General features: G+C 53.2%; 20 protein-coding genes. 5 read left to right on the forward strand and 15 right to left on the reverse strand.

The genetic code is table 11. The features are described from left to right. Positions 1-118: 118 nt before the first annotated feature. The 7 genes from ACM66T_RS07545 to ACM66T_RS07575 form a co-directional block, all read right to left on the reverse strand. A complete protein-coding gene (locus ACM66T_RS07545; protein WP_416768238.1) occupies positions 119-3,922 on the reverse strand; it encodes a hypothetical protein in 3,804 nt (1,267 codons plus the stop codon). A 148-nt stretch (positions 3,923-4,070) separates the two neighbouring features. Further along, a complete protein-coding gene (locus tag ACM66T_RS07550) occupies positions 4,071-5,081 on the reverse strand; it encodes an ATP-binding protein (protein WP_416768239.1) in 1,011 nt (336 codons plus the stop codon). A gap of 52 nt (positions 5,082-5,133) precedes the next feature. Continuing rightward, positions 5,134-5,478, reverse strand: a complete 345-nt coding sequence (locus ACM66T_RS07555; RefSeq protein WP_231018231.1) for a nitrogen fixation protein NifQ — start codon at positions 5,476-5,478, stop codon at positions 5,134-5,136. Positions 5,479-5,520: 42 nt separating this feature from the next. After that, positions 5,521-5,829, reverse strand: a complete 309-nt coding sequence (locus tag ACM66T_RS07560) for a hypothetical protein (protein ID WP_345969180.1) — start codon at positions 5,827-5,829, stop codon at positions 5,521-5,523. 37 nt (positions 5,830-5,866) lie between these two features. Further along, the gene (locus ACM66T_RS07565; protein WP_231018234.1) at positions 5,867-7,099 is read right to left on the reverse strand and encodes a nitroreductase family protein; all 1,233 of its coding nucleotides are present in this window, start codon (positions 7,097-7,099) and stop codon (positions 5,867-5,869) included. After that, positions 7,092-7,526 carry an ankyrin repeat domain-containing protein gene (locus ACM66T_RS07570; protein WP_231018236.1) on the reverse strand — a complete coding sequence of 145 codons (435 nt, stop codon included), beginning with the start codon at positions 7,524-7,526 and terminating at the stop codon, positions 7,092-7,094. The genes ACM66T_RS07565 and ACM66T_RS07570 overlap by 8 nt, the downstream gene beginning before the upstream one ends. A gap of 25 nt (positions 7,527-7,551) precedes the next feature. Further along, on the reverse strand, positions 7,552-8,106 hold the full coding sequence (locus ACM66T_RS07575) for a redoxin family protein (protein WP_231018238.1): 555 nt from the start codon (positions 8,104-8,106) through the stop codon (positions 7,552-7,554). 191 nt (positions 8,107-8,297) lie between these two features. Here ACM66T_RS07575 and nifA point away from each other — a divergent pair, with 191 nt between their 5' ends. Next, entirely contained in the window at positions 8,298-9,935 is a 1,638-nt protein-coding gene (gene nifA / locus ACM66T_RS07580; protein ID WP_231018239.1) for a nif-specific transcriptional activator NifA, read from the forward strand. Positions 9,936-9,964: 29 nt separating this feature from the next. Then, positions 9,965-10,132, forward strand: a complete 168-nt coding sequence (locus tag ACM66T_RS07585; RefSeq protein WP_231018240.1) for a hypothetical protein — start codon at positions 9,965-9,967, stop codon at positions 10,130-10,132. 184 nt (positions 10,133-10,316) lie between these two features. On the opposite strand, the gene ACM66T_RS07590 is transcribed toward ACM66T_RS07585, so the two are convergent. Further along, positions 10,317-11,186: an AraC family transcriptional regulator gene (locus ACM66T_RS07590; RefSeq protein ID WP_416768241.1), complete on the reverse strand. Its 870-nt coding sequence runs from the start codon at positions 11,184-11,186 to the stop codon at positions 10,317-10,319. A gap of 171 nt (positions 11,187-11,357) precedes the next feature. Here ACM66T_RS07590 and ACM66T_RS07595 point away from each other — a divergent pair, with 171 nt between their 5' ends. Both ACM66T_RS07595 and ACM66T_RS07600 read left to right on the forward strand, forming a co-directional pair. Further along, positions 11,358-12,809, forward strand: a complete 1,452-nt coding sequence (locus ACM66T_RS07595) for an acetyl-CoA carboxylase biotin carboxylase subunit (RefSeq protein ID WP_416768243.1) — start codon at positions 11,358-11,360, stop codon at positions 12,807-12,809. A gap of 147 nt (positions 12,810-12,956) precedes the next feature. Next, positions 12,957-13,202: a hypothetical protein gene (locus tag ACM66T_RS07600; RefSeq protein WP_231018244.1), complete on the forward strand. Its 246-nt coding sequence runs from the start codon at positions 12,957-12,959 to the stop codon at positions 13,200-13,202. Positions 13,203-13,218: 16 nt separating this feature from the next. Here the strand turns inward: ACM66T_RS07600 and nifT are convergent, their stop codons facing one another. Genes nifT through ACM66T_RS07620 form a run of 4 tightly spaced genes read right to left on the reverse strand, consistent with a single transcriptional unit; the run spans position 13,219 to position 17,214 of the window. After that, positions 13,219-13,440: a putative nitrogen fixation protein NifT gene (gene nifT / locus ACM66T_RS07605; RefSeq protein WP_231018245.1), complete on the reverse strand. Its 222-nt coding sequence runs from the start codon at positions 13,438-13,440 to the stop codon at positions 13,219-13,221. A 27-nt stretch (positions 13,441-13,467) separates the two neighbouring features. Further along, positions 13,468-15,132, reverse strand: coding sequence for an L-aspartate oxidase (locus ACM66T_RS07610; protein ID WP_416768246.1), 1,665 nt, complete (start codon positions 15,130-15,132; stop codon positions 13,468-13,470). Beyond that, complete coding sequence (locus tag ACM66T_RS07615) at positions 15,122-16,243, reverse strand: aldo/keto reductase (protein ID WP_231018248.1); 1,122 nt, start codon at positions 16,241-16,243, stop codon at positions 15,122-15,124. The genes ACM66T_RS07610 and ACM66T_RS07615 overlap by 11 nt, the downstream gene beginning before the upstream one ends. Next, positions 16,243-17,214 carry an iron-sulfur cluster assembly scaffold protein gene (locus ACM66T_RS07620; protein ID WP_231018249.1) on the reverse strand — a complete coding sequence of 324 codons (972 nt, stop codon included), beginning with the start codon at positions 17,212-17,214 and terminating at the stop codon, positions 16,243-16,245. Before ACM66T_RS07620 ends, ACM66T_RS07615 begins: the two co-directional genes overlap by 1 nt. Positions 17,215-17,376: 162 nt before the next feature. Between ACM66T_RS07620 and ACM66T_RS07625 the strand changes: the two genes are divergently transcribed. Beyond that, positions 17,377-17,772: a P-II family nitrogen regulator gene (locus tag ACM66T_RS07625; RefSeq protein ID WP_231018251.1), complete on the forward strand. Its 396-nt coding sequence runs from the start codon at positions 17,377-17,379 to the stop codon at positions 17,770-17,772. 3 nt (positions 17,773-17,775) lie between these two features. Here ACM66T_RS07625 and rpoN read toward each other — a convergent pair whose 3' ends face one another. From rpoN to ACM66T_RS07640, 3 genes are all read right to left on the reverse strand, one after another. Continuing rightward, a complete protein-coding gene (rpoN, locus tag ACM66T_RS07630) occupies positions 17,776-19,044 on the reverse strand; it encodes an RNA polymerase factor sigma-54 (protein ID WP_416768249.1) in 1,269 nt (422 codons plus the stop codon). 147 nt (positions 19,045-19,191) lie between these two features. Beyond that, entirely contained in the window at positions 19,192-19,482 is a 291-nt protein-coding gene (locus ACM66T_RS07635) for a 2Fe-2S iron-sulfur cluster binding domain-containing protein (protein WP_231018254.1), read from the reverse strand. Positions 19,483-19,496: 14 nt separating this feature from the next. Continuing rightward, positions 19,497-19,877 (reverse strand): 2Fe-2S iron-sulfur cluster-binding protein, encoded by a 381-nt coding sequence (locus ACM66T_RS07640; protein WP_231018255.1) that lies wholly within the window; start codon positions 19,875-19,877, stop codon positions 19,497-19,499. Positions 19,878-19,938: the final 61 nt, after the last annotated feature.

Below are 19,938 nucleotides of genomic sequence, written 5' to 3' on the forward strand. Positions count from 1 at the left end.
TGTGAGAGAAAATAATGTAACTTGAGACGACCGCGTATGGAAGCTACAAAGGCATAATACTTTCTGTCGAATAGTAATTTTTGAGAAAGTTAAAAATACTTACTTTTCCAACACTTGTTTATTCAAATCGCTCATTGTCTTTTCTACTTCTTTCTCTTTCCCATTCCCTCTCTTTTTCAATCGATTTTCTTAAATAACTCTCTTTTTCTTCTGCCCATGCTGACACTTCTAAGAGCTCATGACTTTTCAAATATGTGATTAAAGTCAATCGAGATTCCATCATGCTAGAAAGTGATCCACTCCAACTGTTTGGATAAAAAATATCCCCAAATTTCTCAAGCACGTTAATCGGGATTGGAGCATACCTAATAATATACAACGCCAATGGACTCCACACTAATTCCTCAGAATTGCTATCTTTTTTGTATGGTCTAATTGTTCCCGCAATTTGTTCAAACCGTTTTGCTGGTTCTATCTCACACCATGCTTTGATGATTTCATCATCGATCTCCTCTAACGGTGTTCCCCTATCCCTCATGTCACTTTGATATTCTATGCCTGCTTCCAAGTCGAAACTGACAAATGAATCCAAGAAAATTTGAGGTTTCGTAATAGCAAGTGCTGTGAGTGTTGCGTAGTAGTTAGTCTGATATGACCAATAATCCTTCAATATAGGAAGAAGGTTATTACAGACTTTGATAGCAGCCTCTTTTGCATACTCTTCAACAAAACAAGCTTCAATAATTCTTGCTATCTCGTGATCATAGTTATCATGTCGGACATAATCATCCCTAATAAAATCAAATTCAGGTACAAGTTTACATGCAAGTTTTTTGATTTCATCCGAAAGATATTTTTTTTCAGACGATGAAGAGTAAACGCGCATGCCCAATATTGTAATCGCAGGTAAAAGCCCGTCTTTTTTTGAAACCATTAGATACAACAATGTACACAAATCACTGTCATTGATGCTCTCATGACTTCTTCCATATGCAATGCCAATGTACGACATTATACTTGCATGTTCAAACTCAAGAGCATCGCAAAACCTTTCAACAGCTTTTTTATCTAATTCAATACTATTTTGTAGCCATGGAAAATACCTGCAAAGCGTTTCATCATAAACCGCATTATCCAAGAGCTGATTGCACACATCGATATCGATCCGTTGTAATTCATTCAAAAACCCTTCCAGCATCTGGATTTGGCATTCACCATCAGGAATATTAGAAAGTTCGTTAATAAACTTTCCCCAAAGTTCCATATGTTTTACAGTTCCCGCAGCCAACCCCTGTCCAAAAAAGTAGAGACGACCATAATTTTTTGCCATAACCAGTTCTGGTAACAATGCATTGAAAACAGATTCATCAGCAATGACTTCTTTGGCCAACTCATACGTTTCTTCATTAATCCTATGATACTTTTCAGAACCACTTGAGGTATCTTCTATCGTTTCTTCAAGACTTAGATAGCCATTCCGATCAGTAAGCGCATATAATCTAGCCCGTCGTATTAGTGTTGTCGGCTTAGCCAATTCCGAAAGCACCTTTAAACGTTCCAATGCATCTTCATCCATCATCCCGCCATCAAAATGGATAGTTGAATTTACTACTATATACAATTCATTAAGGGCATAATCGTCGTGAATTCTCTGAGTTACAGATTCTAATTCATCATATAATTTGCAATTCCTCCAAAGTGCTCTGAACTCATTTGTTAAAAGGTTCAACGCTCTATCTGTGAATTTTGCCTGATTGAGTAATTCAACAAGATAGTCAAAGAATGTGCTGTACCAGTCATGTATTTCTTCATCTGATCGTGGTACATATCCAAAATCACGAGGACGTGAACCGAAATCGAAACCGTGACCGGATACAAAATGCCATGATTTGAGCGATGCCTTTAATAATTCCCAGGCCAATTCAGTTTTGAATTCTTCACTTGAATCAAATAGGTCTTTAATGATCTCCAACCTCTGTTCCGCCTTCGCATGTGTCCCGGATAACTTAGGTTGGAATAGAGAGACCAACACTTCATCAAATTTCTCTTTGGAATTCTCCGATGCATTTTCGAGAATAAAAATAATCAAAACTGATATTGAGCGTTTGAAAAATTCTGGATTATAAGCCAAAGAACGAAGTATGTGGGTATAAACAACATAGTTGTAATTATTTTTAGAAATAAAAGACTTGTCAGTCATAGTATCTACAGCTCTTTCAAAAGCGTGTAGAGTCGACTCTAAATCAACTGGAGCAATGTTTCTGAACAGTTCCATACCCAAGTCGTTGAGACTGGAAATATCTTTTAAAATACCATTGTCTGAGAGCCATTTCCGGGCAATGGCTAGGGCTTCGAGGCTATCATGCAAGAACCCGAGTCGTTTTGAAAATGATTTTAGAAGTCTAGGATGCTGAAAAAACTGTTTTTCAATTAAAGTAATTGGGATATTCTGCAAAGCCCTTTTTGCCAATCTGTTCGCTATTGCATGAGGCAGGACAGCCCGCCAAATACTCCGTTGTTGCACTAAACCACGCCGCTGTAGTTCACCAATATGACGGTATAACTCCAAAGAAGACAAACCCACTAATCCCGCCAAAATGTCAAGTTCCCAAGGTTCATCACCTGCTTCACTTTGAAATGAGTAAACAAGAGAACATACTTCGGCAGTTGCAAGCAACTTATCGTCAGGTGTATTTCGTTGGTGAAAGAGTCGTTCAAATAGTTCACCATCTTTTAAATGCGAAAGACTTTCTCCCCGCTCAACCGTCTGAGCTAATGCAATAGCAATTCGGGCATTACCACCTGAAAAGTCCGCAATAGTATGTGCATTTATCTCCCCAAGTGTTTCGTAACGCAGTAATAAAACTTTTTTAATCAATTCAGCAGATGCTGCTTCAAGTTGATAAACCTCTGTTTCTTCCGGCAAATCTTCACGAACATCATATTCAACTGTAAGTAGACTCAACTGACTTTCTGGTCGATTGCATATGTTGGTTAATTTTTTGTGCAATTCCTGACCACAATTATCAATAACTACAACTATCCGCTTATCCATAGCCCGAAGTTGTTCTACAAAAGTAGTGGGAGAAGGTTCTGGACTATCTGACAAATCTGTATACACAACACTTGTACTACTCAATGACCCCTCTCCGATTCTATTATCAAACAGTGCCTGTACAAAACGAGTTTTCCCTACTCCGGAGAGTCCAGTTAATCGGACGGATGATTGAGGTTTCTCCAATATTCTTCGTAAATGGTTCAATCCGTCAAGTGACGCTTCACCATCATTTTTCACACTCCCGTGATGCAATCGAAGCGCATCGTCAAAAAGATATTCTTCATCTATACCTTTTGGACATTTAGCCCAGTTTTCATAACCTCTCCAGCCTTGCAATGACCTCCCAATTTTTTGCCTCACCCAGATCGTCATAGCTGGGAACATTCGTACCCATGCCGCTATGCGCTCACGATCGTAAAAATCAACTTTAATATTTAAGCCATTTGGGACATCAGATAACACACCGTGCATCGTTTTAATACGTTCTTGTAAATTGGGGTCAGGTATTGAAGCGCCTGAACTTGCAATAATATATGCACCATTAGAATCCGCAAGGTCAGCAAAAAAATCACGTATGACACCTTTCGGTTTCATTTCTGCAATTATTTTTGCAGGTGGCATATCCGGTTTTTTCACTTGAATTATAGATTTCGGTCGTGGGATATAACCGTCATTATTAGGAAGTTCTTTAATGTATATCTTTATGTCAATACCACCATCCGGTGCATTATGGTGCCCCCCATAAGTGATACCAGCAGTTGAGAGGTTTAGTTTTTGGAGTTCAGCTTCACAAAGACGACCAATTAACGTACTTAAATCTTCGTCATCTAGCTCACTAATTTCATTTCCAGTAATATCAAGCATTTCTGTCCATCTAAAACTATATTACCAATTCTATCGGATTCCTGGACTATTAAAAGAGTGTGCTACATGATCAATTGTCATTGTTTTGCGCATTGATAAAAAATAGTGAGGGGTATGGGGCCAATATATTATTGGCTGCATACGCATGTCAGAGAATATACTCCCCGTACTTCGCCAGCCATGCGTCGAAGGCGCCGTGGGTCGCGATGGATTCGTCCTTGACGATGACGTCCTTGACGAGCATGACGCCGAACTCCGTCGGGAGGGTTTCGCTGTAGGCGAAGAGGTGGTCTTTGTGGGTGTCGGAACCGTTGTAGTACTCGACGAGCGCGGAGACAAGCGCGTAGAGCAGCGCCGGCTGGTTCGGGGTCTCGGGGTAGTGCCCCTCGTAGATCGCCGCGACATCCGGCAGCTCCTCGTAGACCTTGACGTAGGAGACGAACTCGATCCCGGCGGCGTAGCCGATGGTGCCGTAGATAACCGGGGCGATCTTGCCGATGTCCATATTGGACTTCAGGATGTTCGAGAGCATGTGGTAACTGCGCGGCGTGGCAAACGCCGGGTTGGCGTCGTCCTCGACGACCGGTTCGGTCGAGAGCAGGTCCGGGCGGAAGCCCAGGAAACCGATGACGAAGTGGTGCAGTTTCGATTTGAGCGCGAAGAGCTTGAAGTCGTCGAAGCGGGCCTGGACATGCAGGTGCACCATCCGGTTGGCCAGCGGGGTGGGCAGGCGGAAGACGACCCCGCGGTCGCTGACGCGGTTACCGGCGCAGATGATCCGCCACCCTTTGGGCAGGTCGTACTCGCCCATGCGGCGGTTAAGCACCAGCTGGTAGATAGCCGCCTGCACCGACGGCGGCGCAGAGTTGAGTTCGTCGAGGAAAAGGATACCCTCGGAGTCGGGGTCTTTCGGGAAAAAGACCGGCGGCATCCAGACCGTCTGCTCGTCGCGGATCGCCGGGACGCCCCGGAGATCGACCGGGTCCATCTGGGAGAGGCGCACGTCGACGAGCTCCAGTTTGTTCTTTTCCGCAACATCGGCAACAATGTAGGATTTGCCGATGCCCGGGCTGCCGTGAATGAACAGAGGGGTATCTGTCTTAATCAGCGTATCGATATGGTCGTAAAGTTCCGTGGTCGAGATCGAGGGTGTTGTCATTGAAGGGTAGCGTTCCTTTCGTGGGAGTGATTAATGTCGCGTGCCTGAAAAATCAGACACTCAGCTCTTTGACCATGCATTTAAAGCAGGTGAGCTGATCATCGCAGGTGGCGCAGGCCGGGGCGATGGAGCCGACCCGGTCATAGATGTATTTTTTCCAAAGCTTCTCTTTGGGCTTCTCCGCCGCCAGCTTCGGGAAGTTCTTTTTCATGAACTGACCCATCTCCGTGCGGCTGTGGAAACCCATATCCTCGTAGAGATGGTCCATCAGCAGCGATTTCTGCGCGACCAGGGGCGCCAGGACGGTCTTGGCGTAGTAGTTGACCGCATACGCGGAGAGGAGTGTCTTGACATCTTCATACATTTTGACATGTTCAGGCGGCATGATAGCTGTCATGGAGTCTCCTTGAATATAACTCATCAACATGCAAATACCGTTCTACTGTCTGCCGTAGAGCAGATAGAGATAGTCGTGAATGTCGCTGAGGAAGAAGCGGCGGTTGTCCCGCTCCTCGAAATGCCCGACCCAGCCCGGGTCCCCCTCCGCCGTCATCTTGCTCGGATGGACGAACTCGTTGTAGGGGAGCGTCGCCTTGAGCGGACCGCAGTCGTTGATGGCGTCGACGACCGCCTCAAAGATCGCATCGAGCGTTTCGTCGTCCGCCGTGAGGTACAGATTTCCGTCTTTCTGGTAAAAGCGGTAGATGTTCAGGATCTTCTGTGCTTCGGCACTGTGTGCTTTGTTCATTTTCTTGACATTCATAGCAAGGGCACCTCCATATACCCTAACGTTCCAGACCGAAGACGCCGACATAGAGTATGTCTTCCGGCGTCTCCAAAAAGGTCTGCAGCTTCTTATCGTAAAAGGCGCCGATGGCCGTGTACCCTACCCCGCGCGCGGCGGCTTCCAATGAGAGGCCGTGCGCAAAGGCGGCCGAGGCCATCTGCAGGTCCGCACTGTACTCGGGCGTGCTCAAGACCATGACGATCTCCGCGTTTGAGACGAAACGCTGATCGACCAGCATCGCGGCGATGGACTCGGCGAAGTCGCCCGTCTTTATCCGTTTGCCCCCGCGGTAGACACCGGCCGGGGTCTGATCATCCCGGAGCACGATCGCGTAGGCGTTCAGCCACTCCGGCGTTCGCGTGAGCGTATGCATAATGCGTTCAAATGCATCCGCCGGCATCGTCTTCCCGGCGAAGACCCGGGCGGAACGGCGGGCGCGCTGCAGGGCCTCGTCGGCGCTGCCGCCCATGCGCGGCGGCAGGGTCGTGCCGACGGGATGGTGCTGCACGATCCAGCCGGGAACGACCCCGTCGCTTTCGTCGTAGTCCGTGGGCGCCACCTGCATCAGGGGCGTTTTCGGCAGCTTGACGGGTTTCTCGCCCGCCTTTCCCACGGCCATGGCCGCGCAGACGAACTCCTGCTGCCCGAACCCCATCATGTGGTTCAGCGCCGAGAAATCCGCCTCGCCCAGCAGCGTCGTTTCAAGCCCGTGCGCTTCCATCGCGGCGCAGAGCGCGCCGATCTGGTGACCGGCATCCATGTAGCAGTAGCGCCAGGCGCGGTGGCCGTACTTCCATTCGGAACGGAACGGAACGACGCTGACGACAAAAATGAACCCGTCGAAGCGCGTTTCCATCCCGACGAAGTGCTCCAGCCCCTCGGCGCCGCATTCGCGGATGAGGACCATCTCCTCTTTGAGGGCGTCCAGGTGGTAGGTACCGCTCAGCACCCCCTTGACCCCCCGTACCTGTACATAAAGCTCCACGGGGTGGAGGTTGCCGGCAGAGGGGGTATTGAGGCGCAGGTAGGGTTTGCCCCCGACGTCACCCTCAAAGGTGATGCAGCGCGAAAGCGCCAGCGGAGCGAGCTCTTCATGGGCGTCAAAACCGATGCGGTAGAGAAACTCCGGGTAGCGTTTGAAAAGGGAGGGCTGCGAAGCCCAGTCGATGTAGCCGCCGGAACGGGCGACACGCAGCGGCGTCAGCGCCGTGGCATCATACAGCTCACGCATAGCGCAGCTGATTGAGGACGTCCCGGTTAACGGCGAAATCGATGGCGCAGTAGCCGTCCATATTCTGCATGGATTTGTCGGCGCCGAGGGAGAGAAGCGATTTAACGCTATTAAGACGGGAAGCGGAGACGGCGTACATCAGCGGTGTTTCGCCGTTCTCATTGATGTCGTCAATGTCCGCACCGGCAGTGAAAAGGCGGGCAATGATCGCGGCACTGTCGGCATAACAGGCGTTGAAGATAACGCCGTTGAAGTCGTTGTTGACCGCATAAAGGTCCACGCCGGCTTCCAGCAGGCGCTCGACCATCATATCGTTACCCTCCAGCGCCGCCTGCAGCAGCGGAGTATTACCGTTGAAGGCCCGGGATTCCAGGTCGCTGGGGTCAAATCCGCGTGCCAGCAGCCACGCAATATAGTTCTCTGCCATAACGAACTCCTTGATCAAAAGAGGCTTAGACGCTCATCCACTCTTCGTGAGAATGGCCGTGACCGGTCTTCTTCTCGTTGACCAGTTTGTCAACGGCTTCGATACAGGCATCGTAGTTGACTTCGTCGACGATCTCGGGAACGATCTCGCGGTAGGCGACAAGACCGTCACGGTCGATGACGTAGACGGCGCGGGCCATACGGTCTTTGAGTTTGCCCTCGCTGATCAGCAGGCCGTATTTTTTCGCAAAGTTGCGGTCCGGGTCGACGACAAGTTCCGCGGCGTCGATGGACTCTTTCTCGGCGAAGTCTTTGACAAAGTCAAGATCGTCCGTCGTCACCATGACGGCGTTGAGCTTTTTGAAGGTTTTGAGAAGATCATTGAACTTCTTTGCGCCGAGGGAACATACTTCCGTCTTCAGCGAAGGAATAGCGATGAGCAACTGGGTATTGGGAGCGATCATACCGATGACGTTCTGTGAACCGTCAAGTTTCGTAATGCGTGCCGCCGGGGCTTCTCCGCCCAGAGTGGGCTGCTTTCCGATAAGGGGGGTCGGGGTGCCGTGTACCGTAATTTCCATAACATATCCTCTGTGAGATTTCCGCTCACAATGCAAAAAACGTTCTTGTGAAATTCGCACGGGTGCCTATTTTTTATACTACATATTTGTCGCATTTTGGTGTAGGCATGGACTATAATAACGACTGAATCTAGGTTCAACCAGGCGATTGAAACCGCTATAAACTGTAGTAAGAAAGAAAAAACGTAATGATGTATGACTCCCCCGTGATCCCCGACAGGCCCGAATGTAAGACCTGTTCGTTGACCTTTGCCTACAAAGAGATCGAACTGCTTTACGAAATCGCGGTCATCCTGGCCAGTTCGACGGACATCAAGGAGACGATTGAACAGGGCATGCGCCTGCTCAAGCGTCACAACTACCTGGAACGCTGTGCACTTTTCCTGCTCAACGAAGAGGATGTACTGGACCTGTACGCTTCGATCGACCTTACCGAACAGCAGCGCCTGATGGCGACCTACCGTATGGGCGAGGGCGCGACGGGACTGGCGGCGCAGGGCGGCGAACCGGTCGTGATCGAAAATATTCACAACAGTATCGACTACCTCAACAAAATGGGTATCGTCAACAGCAAATCCGTCTCCTATGTCGCCGTGCCGGTCATCCAGGACGATGCCGTCACCGGCGTCATCTCCGCCAACCTCGGCCCCAACGCGCCGCTGAACTTCGACGAGATCGTGCGCATGCTCACCATCGTCGGTTCGCTCTTTAGCGGAACACTCGCCATCCAGCAGCGCTACCTCAAAGAGAAAGAGGAGCTCAACCAGCTCAAGATGTACTACAAAGAGGAGATGCTCAGCGAGCACCGCTTCGAGAACATCATTGGGCGCAGTACGAAGATGCGCCAGATCTTCAGCATGCTCGAGACCGTCGCCCCGACGGACGCGACGATCCTCGTACGCGGCGAGACGGGTACCGGTAAGGAGCTGATCGCGACGGCCGTGCACAACCTCAGCCAGCGCAAGAACGGCCCCTTCATCAAGCTCAACTGTGCCGCCATCAGCGAGACCCTGCTCGAATCCGAACTCTTCGGTCATGAGAAGGGCGCCTTTACCGACGCCAAAGAGATGCGCAAAGGGCGCTTCGAGCTGGCCGACGGCGGTACCCTCTTCCTCGACGAGATCGGCGACATCACCCCGGCCCTGCAGGTCAAACTGCTCCGTATCCTCCAGGAGCAGGAGTTCGAACGCGTCGGCGGTACGAAGACGATCAAGACCAACGTCCGCCTCGTCGCGGCGACGAACCGGAACCTCGAGGATATGGTCAAAAAAGGGGAGTTCCGCGAGGACCTCTACTACCGCCTCAACGTCATTCCGCTGAACCTGCCGCCGCTGCGCGAGCGCTACGAAGACGTCAAACTGCTCGTCGAACACTACATGAAGAAGTTCATGAAAGAGCACAACAAGAGCATGGTCCTCTCCAAGGCGGCCCTGGAGCTGCTGCTCGACTACCCCTGGCCGGGCAATATCCGGGAACTGCAAAATACGATGGAGCGCCTCGTACTGATCTGCCCCGAGGGCGAAGTCCAGCCGGAGATGCTCAACCACGTTCTGCCGTTCAATTACCAGAAGCTCTACAACCCCGCCACGCCGGAGCCGGCACCGCAGCCCGCGGCGGCGGCCCCTGTCGCCCCACCGCCGATCGAGGAGGCGCCGGCCAACGCCGAATCGCACCCGGTCACCAAGGCGACCCTGCAGGAGCTGGAGAAAGAGTCCATCATCCAGGCCCTGATCGAGAACCGCGGCATCCAGACCAAGGCGGCGGCCCAGCTGGGCATGACGCCGCGCCAGATCGGCTATAAGATCAAGAAGTACGGCATCGACATCTAGATGCCCCACCCCATCCAAGGAGCATAATCATGGCACACGCGACATCAGACAACCCGAGCGTTTCACCCGCCATCGGCACCACCTACGACACCTGGTTTCTCGGACGCAAAAAAGAGGGCTGCGACAAGAGCAGCAAAGGCGTTGGCGCCGTCTGCCGCGAGGTAAAACCAAGCTGGTTCCTCGGGCGCAAACCGTAGTCCCGCAGCGCTGAAAAAAACCTGGAACGCCGTTTGCAATCTCCTTCATAACAAGGAGTTAGAAATGGCAATGCACTACTATCATAAACAGCTTCGCGCACTGCGCGCCCGGCTCGCCTGCAACGGTTGTGGCGCGACCATGGCGTTTTACAGCGCCCCCGCCGCCCTCATCTACGGGGTCTGATCAGTACCGAATCGAGATATAGAAACTGAGATCGAAGGTGCCGTCCTCCGAGAGGAAGTTGTTCTTCCGGTAGACGGCATAAGAGGGCTTCGTCGTCGTTTCGTATTCGCTGCGCGGCAACCAGACGTGGTAGACCCAGTGGATGAACCGTAGAAAATCCTCGTGTCGCCCCTGCAGGTCGAAACGGGCATAGATACCCGACGCGATCTTGAACTTCGGCAGTCGGTCGCTCTGCACCTTCTCGTCCGTTTCGATACAAGCGATATAGCGGCACTCCTCCAGCGGCGTGACCGTCGGGTTGTCGTGAAAGAGCGCGATCTGGCGGTACTCCGAAAGATTGTTGTCCAGCACCCAGGTCTGCAGTTTCTGCCAGGTCAGCTTGATCATGCTGTCATACCCTTTGTGCCGGATATAGTAACTCTCCAGCTCCGGCCGCTTTTCGATGACGGGCTCCATGCCGTCGAATTCGGAGAGTTTCGCCGTCTCTATCCCCGCGCGGCGCAGCAGACGGTCCGAATAGGTTTTATACCCCCCTTCCCGCCACCGTTTTGGGCTCTTTCCGAACCGCATCTTGAACGCCTTGATAAACGATGAATGCGAGCTGTAACCGCACAGGGACGCCACCTCGGAGATCGTCGAATAGCGGTTGGTGATCAGCAGGCTCGAGGCTTTCTGCAGCCGGATCGACTTGATGCTTTCATAGATGTTCTGTCCGAACATCTCCTTGAAGATCCGGTGCATATGGAACTTGCTGATTTTGAGGTCCCTGCTGAGCTCTTCGAGGTCGATATGGGTCTCGATATGGGTATAGATGTAGTAGAGAATATCGTTGGCGATCTTCGTATGTTTTTGCAGCGTCTCTTTTCTCATGGCTACATTATAGCAATAATAGACAATTTTACTGACAATTAATAATAATTAAACTCACATCAATTGCAAAAGAAAAAAGCATGAAATAGAAAGAAATAATTTTCGGAACCCTCTAAAATGTCTCCATCTTTTTTAAACGGGATGCCATCAGGCGTCCGAAACGGAGTCACAATGCAATCGATTACGAAAATCCTGGTCGCCAACCGCGGCGAGATCGCCCTGCGCATCATCCGCGCCTGCAAAGAGCTCGGCATCACCAGCGTCGCCATGTTTTCCGAAGTCGACGCTGAGGGGATCTGGGTCCGCAAGGCCGACGAGGCCTACCCCATCCTGGGTAATGCCCTGCAGGCCTACCTGGAGTATGACCGCATCATCTCGCTGGCGAAGAAAGCGGGCTGCGACGCCATCCACCCCGGCTACGGTTTTCTCAGCGAAAACGCCGAGTTCGCCGACGCCTGCACCCGTGCCGGGATCATCTTTATCGGCCCGAAGGCGGAGCACATCATGCTCTTCGGCGACAAAACGGCCTCCAAAGCGGCGATGAAGGCGATCGGCGTCCCCGTCATCGAGGGGACCCAGACGGCCATCACCGACAAGAAAGAGGGGGCGAAGGTCGCGGCGGAAATCGGCTTCCCCGTCATCATCAAGGCGGCGTTCGGCGGCGGCGGGCGCGGGATGCGCATTGTGCGCAAAGAGAAGGAGTTCGACGAACTGTTCGACTCCGCGACGAACGAAGCGAAAAAGTTCTTCGGCAAGGGGGACGTCTTTATCGAAAAATACGTCGAGAACCCGCGCCATATCGAGGTGCAGATCATCGCCGACAAGTACGGCAACGTCGTGCACCTCGGCGAACGCGACTGCTCCATCCAGCGCCGCCACCAGAAGGTGATCGAGATCGCCCCCTCCCCCCGTCTGAACGACGCGGTCCGCAAGGAGATCTTCCGCATCTCCACCAAGGCGATGTTCCGGCTGGGTTACGAAAGTGTCGGCACCATCGAGTTCCTCGTCGACGAAGCGGATACCGTCTACTTTATCGAGATGAACACCCGCGTCCAGGTTGAGCACCCCGTGACGGAGCTGATCTCCGGCATCGACATCATCCAGCGCATGATCGAGATCGCCGCAGGGGACAAGCTCCGCTTCCTGCAAGAAGAGATCATCTTCCGCGGCTATGCCATCGAGTTCCGCATCAACGCCGAAGACCCCCAGAAACAGTTCTTCCCCTCCTGCGGGAAGATCACAAACTACATGGCCCCCGGCGGCCCCGGCGTGCGTCTCGACACGAGCCTCTACGCCGGCTACGTCATCCCCCCAGATTACGACTCCATGATCGGCAAGCTCATTATCTGGTCGCTGGACTGGGAGGGGGCCGTCCGCAAGGCGCGCCGCGCCCTGGACGAGTTCTACATCGACGGGCTGCCGACGAACATCCCGCTGCACAAGGCGATCGTCCGCGACCAGGACTTCATCGACGGGCGTTTCACAACGGCGTACCTGGACGAGAAACTGGACAAGTTCAACCTCGACGCGATCAACTGCATCAAAAAAGAGGAGGAGCGCATGGATCAGATCAACAAGCTGATCGGTACGATCAAGCAGAACAACCTCTCCATCCGCCACTGACAAGCGCAAGACGCCCCTATCCCCCGGGGCGTAAAACCCTATAGCATATTTTTTATAATGTGAAGAAATTAATTTGTATATTATTTGATCAATTTACTTTTTTATGTGGTAATATTTTGCGTGTTTATCTTACTAACGAGGTGTTCCTTGACCACAAAAATCATCTTTTCCGACGGAAAAGTTCAGTTCATTGACAGTGCCGACACGGCATTTTGCAGCAAACTCAAAGATGCGCAGAGCGACAAAGGCATCAACGACCTGCTCTCGCAGCATATCGGCAGTTTTGACCTGTATGAAGAAATGGATGCCGGTAAGGTAGAGTGTACGGTGGATCTGCTGAAGAAAAAGCAGTCGAGCATCAAACGCATGAAGAGGGCGTTCGGCGGGCACTAGGCCCGCAATATGGAAATTAGTCCTCGCCGCGGGTAATGATCTTTGCGTCGACTTCGTCGGGGAGGTTCTTCGGCCCCGGCTTGATGTACCATACGTCGCCGTTGGTCAGGCTGACGTTCCCGCCCCACTTCTCATCGCTGTCGAACTCCAGCTCCTTGATGATCTCCTCCATGTCCTTTTTTGCCACGTAAAAGAGGATCTGACCGTCCCCGTTGTCTCTTAACATTACTTTTGCCATTGTTTTTCCTTTGTTGTTAGATGGATCTCAGACTTTGATGGAAGCCAGAACCTTTTTAGTATGATGCCATAAACCGCCCCGCACGACCCGCTCGAAAGAGATCTTCAGGTAATCGCGCCCGATCAGTTTGATGTAGGAGGCCGCATTGAAATAGCGGTCGTCGCGCTCGGGGTAATCCACGCGGTAGTGCACCCCCCTGCTCTCCTTGCGTTTGAGCGCCGAAAGGATCATCGCCTCGGCGATGGTCAGCGCATTCTCGAACTCCAAAATGGAGGCCAGCTCGACATTGTTGTCGCGCTCCTTGTGAATGCAGTGCAGCCCGTGTTTTCGACCCATCAAGTAGTGGGAGTACTCCAGCGCGCTGGAGAGCGTCTCTTCGCTGCGGAAAACCCCCGCGTCGCGGAAGAGCGACGCACCGAGGTTCTTGCGCATCGCGTTGATATTGTAGAGGTTGTCTCCGTCGAGGATCAGCTCCACGCGCCGGCTCTCTTTGTCCACATCCCGGTAGTCGATGGGCCGGAACTCCCGGCGGCGGGCGTAGCGTGCGGCTTCAATCCCGGCCATGCGGCCGAAGTAGGCCCCTTCCAGCAGGGAGTTTCCACCGAGGCGATTCGCCCCGTGGACCCCCGTCACGGCGCATTCGCCGCAGGCGAAGACCCCCGGCATATCCGTTGAGGTGTCGTCGCGCGTCCAGATACCGCCGATGGTGTAGTGCGCAGACGGGGTGATCGGCAGCAGCTCGGTGGTGATGTCTATCCCCGCACCGTTGAGGGCCATTTTCCGTGCCGAAGGGAGCTTGGCATCGATGAGCGCCTCATCGAGATGGCGAAAATCGAGGTAGACCGTATGCCCCTCGCGCATGTGCTCGGTGATGGCGCGGGAGAGCTTGTCGCGGGTCTGCAGTTCGTCGGTGAAGCGCGTGCCCGTCTCGTCGACCAGGTAGGCCCCCTCGCCCCGCGCCGCTTCGCTGATCAGCGAACCATTTGTTGCCAGCGTCGTCGGGTGGAACTGCACGAACTCCATATTGGAGAGGCGCAGGCCCGCCCGCAGCCCCGCCGCAATGACGTCACCGGAGCTCTCCTGGGCGTTGGTGGAGTGCCCGCGGAAGATCCCCGCGTACCCGCCGCCGGCAAGAATAAGCGATTTGCAGGCGAAAGCGATCACCTGCGAGTCCCGGCGCCGCAGCACGGTGACGCCGGAGAGCTTTTCCTTGAAACTGCAGATGTTGAGGAACTTGTGGTTGGCGAGGATGTGCACCTCCTCGTTGCGGCACTGCATCAGCAGGGTCTGCACGATGGCCGAACCCGTCCGGTCGGCGATGTAGCAGGTACGGTTCGCGCTGGCCCCGCCGAAGGGGCGCTGGGCGAACGCCCCCGATTCGTCCGTATCGAAACCGACGCCCATCTCACCGAGTTCCTGTACGATCTCGGGGGCCTGGGCGCACATTTTGCGGATATTCCCGAGATTGGCAAGGCCGTCGGATCCGTCATAGGTATCGCTGACATGGCGTTCGACCGAATCGTATTCGTTGACGTTGATGACGGCATTGATGCCGCCGGATGCGACGGCGGAGTTGGAGCGGAACGGGTTGCTCTTGGTCAGGACCGCGACGTGACAGCCCGCGCGTTTGGCAAAAAGTGCTGCATGCAAACCTGCGATCCCGCTTCCGACGACGATCACATCATACAGCATACTCACCCTTTACGACACGCTGCACCGTCTCCTGAGGCAGCTGCGGCACATAGGCGAGCAGCAGGTTGTCCTCGACGTGTTGCGGATCGACGGCACCGAAGAGCGCACTCAGGATCCCCCCGGAACGGGCGAACTGCAGCGCGCTGATAATATCCGTGAGTTCGCCGGTGCCCAGCAGCTCGCGGAGACGGCTGTCGAACTTCCCTTTGAAAAGGTTCATCTGCAGCAGCGACGACGCCGCGAAACACTGCAGCCCGTAGCCGTAAGCCGCCTGCAGCAGCGTATAGTAGCGCCCGTCCGGCCCCTTCTGGTTGGCGTAGCTGTACGCATGTGTTTTGGCGAGGTTGAACGGCACTTCCAGGAAGCGCAGGTGATGCTCCTTACCCCCGACCTCTTCGGCGATGGAGACGATGTCTCTGAGGCTGAGGTACTCGGTGTGCCCCTCCTCGTACAAAAAGCCGTTCCACGCCGCAATGCCGTAGTGGCGGATCTTGCCCTCTGCCACCAGCGCTTCAAAGAGCTTGAACGCCTCGGCGATGCGCAGGCGAAGCGTCATGTAATCCACGTAGCCGAGCTGGGTCTCGGGGTTGTGGAGGAAGAGCGCGTCCAGCGTCTCAATGCCCAGATTCTTGAGCGAGGTCTCAACGCTCCAGCGCAGGAACTTGGGGCTCATGCAGTGCTGGTCGACGACAATGTCGTCCTTGGTCGCGAGGCCCGCTTCGAGCATATGCTTGTTGATCCACTCGTAAGGATCCGGGAAAGGGAAATCCAGGGGGATAAATCCCGCCTTGGAGGTGATAAACAGTTGTTCGCGGGTCGCTTTGCCCTCTGCAAAAAGCTCGGCCAATGCCTCGCCGATCTCACGCTCGCTCATCTGGTAGCGGTAGTTGATCGCCGTATCGATGACGTTGATGCCGTTTTGCACCGCCGTCTTCACCGCGTCTTTATAGTTGAGAACATAGTTCTCTTCGCGGTAGGGCTCTTTGCGGAAGGTCCCGAGCCCCATCGACGAGAGGAAAGCCTCGCCGTTGAAGCGGTAGAAGTCCCGACTGAATTTCGGGAACTGTTTCAGGTAGCCGAATGTTCCTTCTTTGGTCGCGTATGAGGCCATTAAGTAACGATTACCTTGATCGGGGCTTTGAGTTTGAAGTTGAGCATGTCTTCGATACCCGCCAGCGTCGTCGTCGTATTCATGGAGCAGCTCATACATTCGCCCTGGTACTTGATCAGGACGTCCCATTTGCCTTCGTTCTCAACGATGTCGAGCAGTTCGACGTCGCCGCCGTCCGCTTTGAGGGTCGGGCGGATATACTCTTCGAGGATCGATTCGACCGCTTTGATCTTCTGGACAAGGCCCATGGATTCGAAAGTACCGTCGCCTTTTGCTTCGATGATCTTGCGGCTCTTCTCTTCGGCAGCCATTTCCTCGAGCGCCTGCTCGAGCAGGTCGACGAGGTAGACGTCTTTCTTCTCGTGGCCGCCCTCTTTGACACAGGATTTACAGAAACCGCCGGCCTTGGTATAATCGGTAATCTCCTCGACGGATTTGAGCTTGTTGAGCTTGATGACTTCCATGATCGTATCCTGAGTGATACGGGCACATTCACAGATGATGAACTCATCCTCGAAGCTCTCCATGTCGACACCCTTGTAGATGGAAGCCGCTTTTTTGATAACGTCGTAGGCCATAACGGAACAGTGCATCTTCTGTCCCGGCACCGCCGGCACGTCCGGATCGTCACGGAGCGCTTTTTCGACGTCGATGTTCGTAATTTTCAGAGCATCGTCGACGGTCTTGCCCATACAGAGTTCGGCCATCATATCAGAACTGGCGATCGCCGTACCGCAACCGAAACTTTTGAACTTGCTGACCTTGATCGTATCCGTCGACGGATCGATCAGCCAGTAAAGGCGCACGGCGTCGCCGCAGCTCTCTGCACCGAAATCGGCGATAACGAGTTTGTCCTCGCCGGCATCGGCCTCGGTCAGCTCACCCATATTAATAGGATCGTTCATTCTACGCTGTACTTCGGTTGAGTACTCCTCCCAGAGTGCTCCGCCGATCAAATCATCTCTAGCCATTTTGTGACCCCTTTTTGAAAAAGATTTCTACCGGCCATTATGCAAATGGCGTTCCAGTTGAGCCCCCCCGCCGAAAAACATTTTAAATGACAAAAATGTCACCCTGTAACATCGGGAACATCTTATGCAGGGTTTATAGTAATCCCCATGAAAGGATCAGCCATGTACCAACTGACTGCCATCTTCAACCGCAGTTGCCTCAGTGACGTATTACTGGAGCTCAAAGAGCGCGCCATCGAGGGCGTTACCATCAGTGAGGTGATCGGAAAAGGCGGCGTCGCGTTCGATGACGCGGGCCCGGTCGAGCTCGATGAGAACATCCGTCTCGACATCGTCGTCTCGAACGAACTTTTCAAAGAGGCAGCCAAAGAGGCGATCCGATGCAATACCCGCGATCTCGGCAAGGGAAGCGGCAAGATGTGGGTCACCCCGGTCCTGGAAGTCGAACGGATCCGTACCGGCGAAACCAACGAAGCGGCCCTCCGCCACAACGACAGTGACGAGCGCGCCCTGCACTTCGACAGCTACTACACCGCCATCGATACGCCGGCGAGCTGAGCCTCAGCTCTCGGCCAGCTTATAAAGAAAGCGCCGCTCTTTGAAGGGCGGTATCTCCAGCTCCTGGCGGTATTTCGCGATGGAGCGCCGCACCATTGAGATCCCGAAACGCGCCTCGATCTTCTCATGGAGGATCTTGTCGCTGAAGGGTTTGTCATGATCCTCGCTTTTGACCAGCCGCTCCAGGAAGTGTTTGATCTCCGCCGTTGAAACGTTCCCGATGGCGTTGGAGAAAAACTCTTTGAAGGCGAACACCCCCCGCTCCGTCTCCAGATACTTGTCGCTGATAGCCCGGGAGATTGTCGATTCGTTAAAGCCCAGCTCGTCCGCGACGTCCTGAAGTTTCAGTGGCTGGAGCTCCCCGCCCATGAAGAAGGCGTACTGCTTCTCCAGCAGCACCAGGGTGACGTTGTAAAGGGTCGCCTTTCGCAGGTCGAGCAGTTTGACGAGCTCGCGCGCCTCTTTGAATTTCTGTTTGGCAAAATTGTCGTATTTGTCGATCTGCGTCACTTTGAGGTCGGGGTAGAAAGCGTTGTTCATCTTGATAATGAACTCCCCGCCGACAAACGCGACATAAAGGTCGGGCAGTACCGGCGGTTCGCTCTCCATGTACTCCAGCGCCGGCGGGTTCTTGAGGTGGCTGATCACCTCTTTCGCATCGCCCAGGCGCGGGTGGTTGACGAACTTCTCCATCGACTCGAAACGGGTAATCATCGCGCTCACCAGGATGCTCAGTTCGTCATCCATCTCAACCTCGTTGAGCTGGAAAAGGAACGACTCCTTGTAATCCTTGGCACCGACACCGGAGGGTTCGAGGTAGGCGAAACGCTGGCGCACCTTCTCCACCTGCTGCGGATCGGTATCGCACTGCTGCGCGATCTCCTTGATGGAGCCTTCGAAGTAGCCTTCGTCGTTGATGTAGTAGATGATCTGGCGGGCGATCTTCTGGGAGATCGGCGTCGGAAAGAGCGGCGCGGCGATCTGCTCGTCGAGTTTTTCATACAGCGACTGGGCGGAGACGCTCAGCCACTCGATCTCGTCGCTGGAGGCGTTTGAGACATGGTTCTGGTACTCCATGTAGGCGCGATGCGATCGGTCCGAAGAGCTCTCAGAGACTTCGAATCCCGACGAAACTTCAAGACAGGGGTTTTCGCTAGAGATGACCTGCAGGTGTTTGTCCAGGTCCGAAAGCGAACACTGTAACAGCGGCAGCCATGTCTGCATGGAGAGGCGCGGCAGCTGTTTCTGTTTGAGGTTTAAAGCTTGTTTCATCGTCTAATCATACCTCTGCTGCTAAAAATGTGATACGAAAATGTGGCTAAAATTTGTGCATATCGCCGAAAAAATGCAATTTGCGTTCTAAGGATTTCGAAAATGTAGGAAGAGAAGGAGTCCGAAGGGGAAAACCCTTCGGGAGAATTAGTACTTCAGGCGGACAAGACCGTTCGGCTGAGCAATTTTCATCTGGCAAGCCAGACGTGCTTTCGGGCTGGTTTCGTTCAGTGTTTTCATGACAGCTTTTTCTTTGTCAGTCATGTCGCTGAGGAAGTCCATACCGGACTCGACGAAGACCACACAGGTCCCGCATTCGCCGTCGCGGCAACCAAACGGCAGGGCAGAACCTGACGCTTCAACAATGTCCTGAATCGTTTTACCCGGCTTAACGTTGATCGCCAGGAAGTCATTCATAATTTCTACACGTGTTGTCATTCAATACTCCTTTTTTACTCGAACGGTTTAACAATAATGTCGCTTCTTACAATGCACTGGCATGCAAGGCGAACAGGGGTTTGACGGTTGAATTGCTGAGCAACTTCCGCCTCTTTCTTTGTGATCGCAGCCATCTCGACCAGTGTCTCGAGCTCTTTGTCTTCCATATAGTAAGACTGGGCATGCGCATCATAGTCTTCGGTCGTAGGGTTCATAGTCTCTTCGACGCTCAGATCTTCGATCTTTACCGCACAGCTTCCGCACGTCCCGTCCTTGCACTCGGTCGGGATCTTCACGCCGTTACTTTCCGCTACACGCAGAAGCACGTCGCCCGTACGGGCTTGTACACGCTTGTCCATGCCATCGCCAAATCCGCAAAAAATGACGTTTGCCATGTTGTTCTCCTTCGTTTAATCCCTCGCTACATCATGGCTGATGCATCAAGTTCGTCAATAC

It is taken from the genome of Sulfurimonas sp. ST-25, from assembly GCF_048079205.1.
Classification (GTDB): Bacteria; Campylobacterota; Campylobacteria; order Campylobacterales; family Sulfurimonadaceae; genus Thiomicrolovo; species Thiomicrolovo sulfuroxydans.

What these genes read in the sequence shown, in the direction of transcription:
- ACM66T_RS07545 (WP_416768238.1), bottom strand. Translation starts at nt 3,922, where the DNA reads ATGCTTGATATTACTGGAAATGAAATTAGTGAGCTAGATGACGAAGAT.
- ACM66T_RS07550 (WP_416768239.1), bottom strand. Translation starts at nt 5,081, where the DNA reads ATGACAACACCCTCGATCTCGACCACGGAACTTTACGACCATATCGAT.
- ACM66T_RS07555 (WP_231018231.1), bottom strand. Translation starts at nt 5,478, where the DNA reads ATGACAGCTATCATGCCGCCTGAACATGTCAAAATGTATGAAGATGTC.
- ACM66T_RS07560 (WP_345969180.1), bottom strand. Translation starts at nt 5,829, where the DNA reads ATGAACAAAGCACACAGTGCCGAAGCACAGAAGATCCTGAACATCTAC.
- ACM66T_RS07565 (WP_231018234.1), bottom strand. Translation starts at nt 7,099, where the DNA reads ATGCGTGAGCTGTATGATGCCACGGCGCTGACGCCGCTGCGTGTCGCC.
- ACM66T_RS07570 (WP_231018236.1), bottom strand. Translation starts at nt 7,526, where the DNA reads ATGGCAGAGAACTATATTGCGTGGCTGCTGGCACGCGGATTTGACCCC.
- ACM66T_RS07575 (WP_231018238.1), bottom strand. Translation starts at nt 8,106, where the DNA reads ATGGAAATTACGGTACACGGCACCCCGACCCCCCTTATCGGAAAGCAG.
- nifA (WP_231018239.1), top strand. Translation starts at nt 8,298, where the DNA reads ATGTATGACTCCCCCGTGATCCCCGACAGGCCCGAATGTAAGACCTGT.
- ACM66T_RS07585 (WP_231018240.1), top strand. Translation starts at nt 9,965, where the DNA reads ATGGCACACGCGACATCAGACAACCCGAGCGTTTCACCCGCCATCGGC.
- ACM66T_RS07590 (WP_416768241.1), bottom strand. Translation starts at nt 11,186, where the DNA reads ATGAGAAAAGAGACGCTGCAAAAACATACGAAGATCGCCAACGATATT.
- ACM66T_RS07595 (WP_416768243.1), top strand. Translation starts at nt 11,358, where the DNA reads ATGCAATCGATTACGAAAATCCTGGTCGCCAACCGCGGCGAGATCGCC.
- nifT (WP_231018245.1), bottom strand. Translation starts at nt 13,440, where the DNA reads ATGGCAAAAGTAATGTTAAGAGACAACGGGGACGGTCAGATCCTCTTT.
- ACM66T_RS07610 (WP_416768246.1), bottom strand. Translation starts at nt 15,132, where the DNA reads ATGCTGTATGATGTGATCGTCGTCGGAAGCGGGATCGCAGGTTTGCAT.
- ACM66T_RS07615 (WP_231018248.1), bottom strand. Translation starts at nt 16,243, where the DNA reads ATGGCCTCATACGCGACCAAAGAAGGAACATTCGGCTACCTGAAACAG.
- ACM66T_RS07620 (WP_231018249.1), bottom strand. Translation starts at nt 17,214, where the DNA reads ATGGCTAGAGATGATTTGATCGGCGGAGCACTCTGGGAGGAGTACTCA.
- ACM66T_RS07625 (WP_231018251.1), top strand. Translation starts at nt 17,377, where the DNA reads ATGTACCAACTGACTGCCATCTTCAACCGCAGTTGCCTCAGTGACGTA.
- rpoN (WP_416768249.1), bottom strand. Translation starts at nt 19,044, where the DNA reads ATGAAACAAGCTTTAAACCTCAAACAGAAACAGCTGCCGCGCCTCTCC.
- ACM66T_RS07635 (WP_231018254.1), bottom strand. Translation starts at nt 19,482, where the DNA reads ATGACAACACGTGTAGAAATTATGAATGACTTCCTGGCGATCAACGTT.
- ACM66T_RS07640 (WP_231018255.1), bottom strand. Translation starts at nt 19,877, where the DNA reads ATGGCAAACGTCATTTTTTGCGGATTTGGCGATGGCATGGACAAGCGT.